This window comes from uncultured Methylobacterium sp. (assembly GCF_964244095.1).
Taxonomy (GTDB): Bacteria; Pseudomonadota; Alphaproteobacteria; order Rhizobiales; family Beijerinckiaceae; genus Methylobacterium.
In genome coordinates this window covers 1-4841 of the sequence record NZ_CAXTHR010000213.1, presented here as the reverse complement: position 1 = coordinate 4841, position 4841 = coordinate 1, and the positions used below count along the sequence as shown (strand labels likewise).

General features: G+C 69.3%; 5 protein-coding genes. All 5 read right to left on the bottom strand.

Features of this window, described 5'->3' with window-relative positions:
* Positions 1–160 (bottom strand): VOC family protein (locus tag ACFE86_RS21155; protein WP_375457287.1); only part of this gene is annotated, 160 nt, incomplete at its 3' end.
* 167 nt (positions 161–327) lie between these two features.
* Positions 328–2001 carry a ribonuclease J gene (locus tag ACFE86_RS21150; RefSeq protein ID WP_375457286.1) on the bottom strand — a complete coding sequence of 558 codons (1674 nt, stop codon included), beginning with the start codon at positions 1999–2001 and terminating at the stop codon, positions 328–330.
* A 16-nt stretch (positions 2002–2017) separates the two neighbouring features.
* A complete protein-coding gene (locus ACFE86_RS21145; protein WP_375457285.1) occupies positions 2018–2827 on the bottom strand; it encodes a biotin--[acetyl-CoA-carboxylase] ligase in 810 nt (269 codons plus the stop codon).
* A 1-nt stretch (position 2828) separates the two neighbouring features.
* A complete protein-coding gene (nuoN, locus tag ACFE86_RS21140) occupies positions 2829–4274 on the bottom strand; it encodes an NADH-quinone oxidoreductase subunit NuoN (RefSeq protein WP_375457284.1) in 1446 nt (481 codons plus the stop codon).
* Between the two features lie 16 nt (positions 4275–4290).
* A partial coding sequence (locus tag ACFE86_RS21135) for a proton-conducting transporter membrane subunit (protein WP_375457283.1) occupies positions 4291–4841 on the bottom strand: 551 nt, incomplete at its 5' end.

Genomic DNA, 4841 nt, shown 5'->3' with positions numbered 1-4841 from the left:
CGATCTTGCTGTTGGGCAGGTCCACGAACACCACCGTGACGCCGTGCTCGGGCTGCGGCAGCGGCGCGGTCAGCGTCGCGCCGAGCGTGTCGCGGTAGATCGCGCAGGCGGCGTCGAGGTCGCGCACCGCGATGGCCACGTGGTTCAACCGGCCGATCATGTTTGTTCTCCCTCATCGACGACGCGCATCTCCCTCCCCCTCTGCGGGGGAGGGTGGCCCTCGCGTGAGCGAGGGTCGGGAGAGGGGAGCGCGTCATCCGGAAGCGTCGCTCCCCTCTCCCGCCTGCTCCGCAGGCACCCTCCCCCGCAGAGGGGGGAGGGTGAAGATCAGACCTCCACCACCTGCACGTGGCAGGCGGGCTTCTTGCCCCAGACCTCGTTGACGCCTGCGCGCACCGCGCGGTCGACCGCCTTCTCCACGGCCTCCGAATCCCGGCGCTTGCCCTTCGACAGGCCCGACAGCGTGCGCGACACGGCATCGACCACGGTGTCGATCAGCGGCGCACCGCCACGGCCGCGGTTGGGCAGGCCGATGATGTCCACCGCCGGCTCGCCGAGCACGTCGCCGGCCTCGTCGATGGCGATCGCCACCGAGACGAGCCCGGCCTCGGCGAGCTTGCGGCGCTCGGGGATCGCCCGGTCGCGCGAATCGATCAGGACGTTGCCGTCCTTGAACAGGCGCCCCGCCTTCACGTGGTCGATGATCTCGGGGCGGCCGGGGCTGAGCCGGATCAGGGTGCCGTTGCGCGCCTTGACCACGTTGTCGACGCCGTGCGCGCGGGCAAAGCGCGCGTGCTCATCGAGGTGCAGCGCCTCGCCGTGCACGGGGATCGCCGTCCGCGGCCGGGTCCAGGCGTACATCTCCGCCATCTCGTCGCGGCGCGGGTGGCCGGAGACGTGGACCAGCGCCGTGCGGTCGGTGATGACCTCGACGCCCTGCTCGATCAGGTCGTTGATGATCGCGCCGACCTCGCGCTCGTTGCCGGGGATGGCGCGCGAGGAGAAGATCACCTGATCGCCGGGCGCCAGCGCGATGTCGGGATGGTCCTTGCGCGAGACCCGCGCCAGCGCCGCGCGCGGCTCGCCCTGCGAGCCGGTGAGCAGCGCCACGACCTTGTCGCGCGGCAGGTGACTCCAGGAATCGGCGCGGCGGAAGTCCGGCAGGCCGTCGAGGAAGCCGCATTCGCGGGCGACGTCGATCACCCGGTCCATGGCGCGGCCGACGGCGATCACCTCGCGGCCGCAGGCCTTGGCAGCCTCGGCGACCGCGCGGATGCGGGCGACGTTGGAGGCGAAGGTGGTCACCGCCACGCGATGGGGCGCCGCGGCGATGAGCTTGGCCAACGTCGCGGCGACCTCCGCCTCGCTCGGCGAGAAGCCCTCGCGCACGACGTTAGTCGAATCGCAGACCAGCGCCAGGATGCCCTCGTCGCCCATGGCGCGGAAGGCGTCGGCGTCGGTCACGTCGCCGAGGATCGGCGTCGGGTCGATCTTCCAGTCGCCGGTGTGGAGCACGAGGCCGGCCGACGTGCGGATCGCGACCGCGTTCGATTCGGGGATCGAGTGCGAGACGGGCACGTATTCGAGCTCGAACGGCCCAAGCGTCACCTTCCGGCCGGCCTTGATCTCGCGCAACTCCACCTTCGGCGCGCCGGGCTCCGACAGGCGCCGGGTCTCCAGGAGGCTTTTCGCGAAGCGCGTCGCGTAGACCGGCACCTTGAGGCGCGGCCACAACTCGCTGATCGCGCCGATATGGTCCTCGTGCGCGTGGGTGATGAAGATCGCGAGCAGGTCCTTCTTCCGCTCTTCGATGAAGGAGAGGTCCGGGAACATGAGGTCGATGCCGGGCATCGCCTCCTCGCTCGCGAAGCCCATCCCGCAATCGACCATGATCCACTTGCGCGTGCGCTCCGGCCCGAAGCCGTAGAGCGCCGCATTCATCCCGATCTCGCCCACGCCGCCGAGCGGCAGGAAGACGAGTTCGTCCTGTCCCGTTGCCATAAATCCCGAATCCACTTCACGCCGCCGTCGCGGCCGTCCCGAAATGCACCTCGCCCGCCGTCACGGTCCGTCGCGCTCCGTCCGGGGCGAGGATCACGAGCCGCCCCCCCTCGTCGATCTCTTCGAACACGCCGTGCAGGGTCTCGACGCCGCTGCGGACCGCGATTCGCGATCCGAGGCCGGAGGCCCGCGCGAGCCAACGCTCGCGAATCTCAGGAAATCCCCGTCCGCGATCCCAGATACGGACCGCCGCGGCAAGTTTATTCGTCAAACCCGACAACAGCGTGCCGGCATCGGCCGCATGTCCGAGGCCGGCCAGCGAAACCGCCGTGTCCGGGAAACCCTCCGGCACCGCGGCGACGTTCACGCCGAAGCCGATGACCACCGCCCGCCTGCCGCCGGGCAGCGTCTCGGCCTCCAGCAGGATGCCGGCGAGCTTCCGGCCGCCGACGAGCACGTCGTTCGGCCATTTCAGGCCGAAGCGCCGCGCCGCATCGCCGCCGGGGCAATCGTCGGCGGTGCCGCAGGCTTCGTCGAGCGCGTCGGCGAGCGCGACGCCCGCGACGAAGCCGAGCCCCGCGACCCGCTCCGGCTCGACGCCGGCCACCGGCCACAGCACGCTCGCGGTCAGGTTGCCGGGCGCCGAGGCCCAGGCGTTCCCGCGCCGGCCGCGCCCCGCCGCCTGCGCGTGCGCGGCGATCCAGAGCGGCCCGACAGCGCCGGCGCGGGCCTGGGCGAGCGCCTCGGTGTTGGTCGAACCGAGGCGCTCGTGGACGTGCAGGCGGTGGCCGGCGATCCTGGCCGCTTCGCCGAGACGGAACGTCAACCTAGAACAGCGACTTGGCCGCCGTGCCCGCCGCCCCGACGAGCGGCGCCGGCAGCAGCCAGAACAGGATCACGACGACGGAGGACAGGGCGAGCACGATGCGCAGGCCCGGCGCCATGGCCTCGTAGGGCGCCTTGGCCTCGTCGAAATACATGATCTTGACCACGCGCAGGTAGTAGTAGGCGCCGACCACGCTGGTGACCACGCCGATGATTGCGAGCGCCACGAGCCCCGCCTTGATCGCTGCGGCGAACACGTAGAACTTCGCGAAGAAGCCCGCGAGCGGCGGGATGCCAGCCAGCGAGAACATCATCATCGCGAGACAGAAGGCGAGCCACGGATGGGTGCGCGAGAGGCCCGACAGGTCCTCGATCGTCTCGAACATCTCGTTGCGGCGGCGCAGGGACAGGATGATCGCGAAGGCGCCGAGCGTCATCGCGAGGTAGATGATCATGTAGATCACCACGCCGCGGATGCCCTCCTCGGAGCCGGCGGCGAGGCCGATCAGCGCGTAGCCGATGTTGCCGATCGAAGAATAGGCCATCAGGCGCTTGATGCTGCGCTGTCCGATCGCAGCAAACGACCCCAGCGTCATCGAGGCGATGGCGATGAAGATGAAGATCTGCTGCCAGATCGCGGTGACGTCGGGGAACGCGCCGATGAAGACGCGGACCGTCATCGCCACCGCCGCCATCTTCGGAGCCGAGGCGAAGAACGCGGTGACCGGCGTCGGCGAGCCCTCGTAGACGTCGGGCGTCCACATATGGAACGGCACCGCCGACATCTTGAACGAGACGCCGGCTGCGACGAACACGATGCCGAGCACGATGCCGAAGCCCGCATCCTCGTGCAGCGCCGAGACGATGCCGGGGAACGAGACCGTACCGGTGAAGCCGTAGACCAGCGAGGCGCCGTAGAGCAGCATGCCCGACGAGAGCGCGCCGAGGACGAAGTACTTCAGGCCGGCTTCCGTCGATTTCAGGTTGTCGCGGTGGAACGCGGCGATGACGTAGGCGGCCAGCGACTGCAATTCGAGCCCGAGATAGAGCGCGATGAGGTCGTTGGCTGAGACCATCACCAGCATGCCGATGGTGCACAGCACGATCAGGATCGGGAACTCGAACCGGTCGATCTTCTCGCGCTGGAAATAGTCGCGCGACAGCAGGATCGTGGCGGCCGAGCCGAGCAGCACCAGCGCCTTCATCACCTTCGAGAAGCCGTCCTGGATGAAGCTGCCCGACAGCGTCGTCACCTTGGTGCCGGGTGCCTGCGACATCACCACGAACAGGGCCAGCAGAAGCAGCAGCAGCGCGCCGACGTTGACGCCCTCCACCGACCGCTCGCCGCGGAAGGCGCCGTAGAGGATCAGCACCAGCACGCCGATGCCGAGGATCAGTTCGGGCAGCAGCGGCGTCAGCGAGGGGAGGACGGTCTGGACGGTCGGCATCGGTCCGGCGCTGCCTTCAGCGTGCGAGGGGCAGCGCGGCGGCCGCGGTCTGCGTGTTGGACAAGGCGGCCCTCATGCTCGTCATCAGCGCCTCGGTCGAGGGCGCGAACACGTCGAGGATCGGGGCCGGGTGAACGCCGTAGTAGATCGTCAGCGCGACGAGCGGCGCCAGGATCAGCTTTTCACGGTTGTCGAGATCCAAGATGCCCTGGAGACTCGGCTTGTCGAGCTTGCCGTAGATGACGCGGGCGTAGAGCCACAGGGCGTAGCCGGCCGACAGGATGATGCCGAAGACCGAGAAGAAGGCGACCGTCGGGTTGGCCTTGAAGGCGCCCATCATCGCCAGGAACTCGCCGACGAACCCGGAGGTGCCCGGCAGGCCGACGTTGGCCATGGTGAACACCATCATCGCGACCGCGTAGAGCGGCATGCGACGCACGAGGCCGCCATAGGCCGAAATCTCGCGGGTGTGCATCCGGTCGTAGACCACGCCGACGCCGAGGAAGAGCGCCCCCGAGACGATGCCGTGCGAGATCATCAGGAACAGCGCGCCCTGGATGCCCTGCT

Bases quoted from the DNA above. Each gene is read 5' to 3' on its own strand.
- ACFE86_RS21150 (WP_375457286.1), bottom strand. From the start codon at position 2,001: ATGGCAACGGGACAGGACGAACTCGTCTTCCTGCCGCTCGGCGGCGTG.
- nuoN (WP_375457284.1), bottom strand. From the start codon at position 4,274: ATGCCGACCGTCCAGACCGTCCTCCCCTCGCTGACGCCGCTGCTGCCC.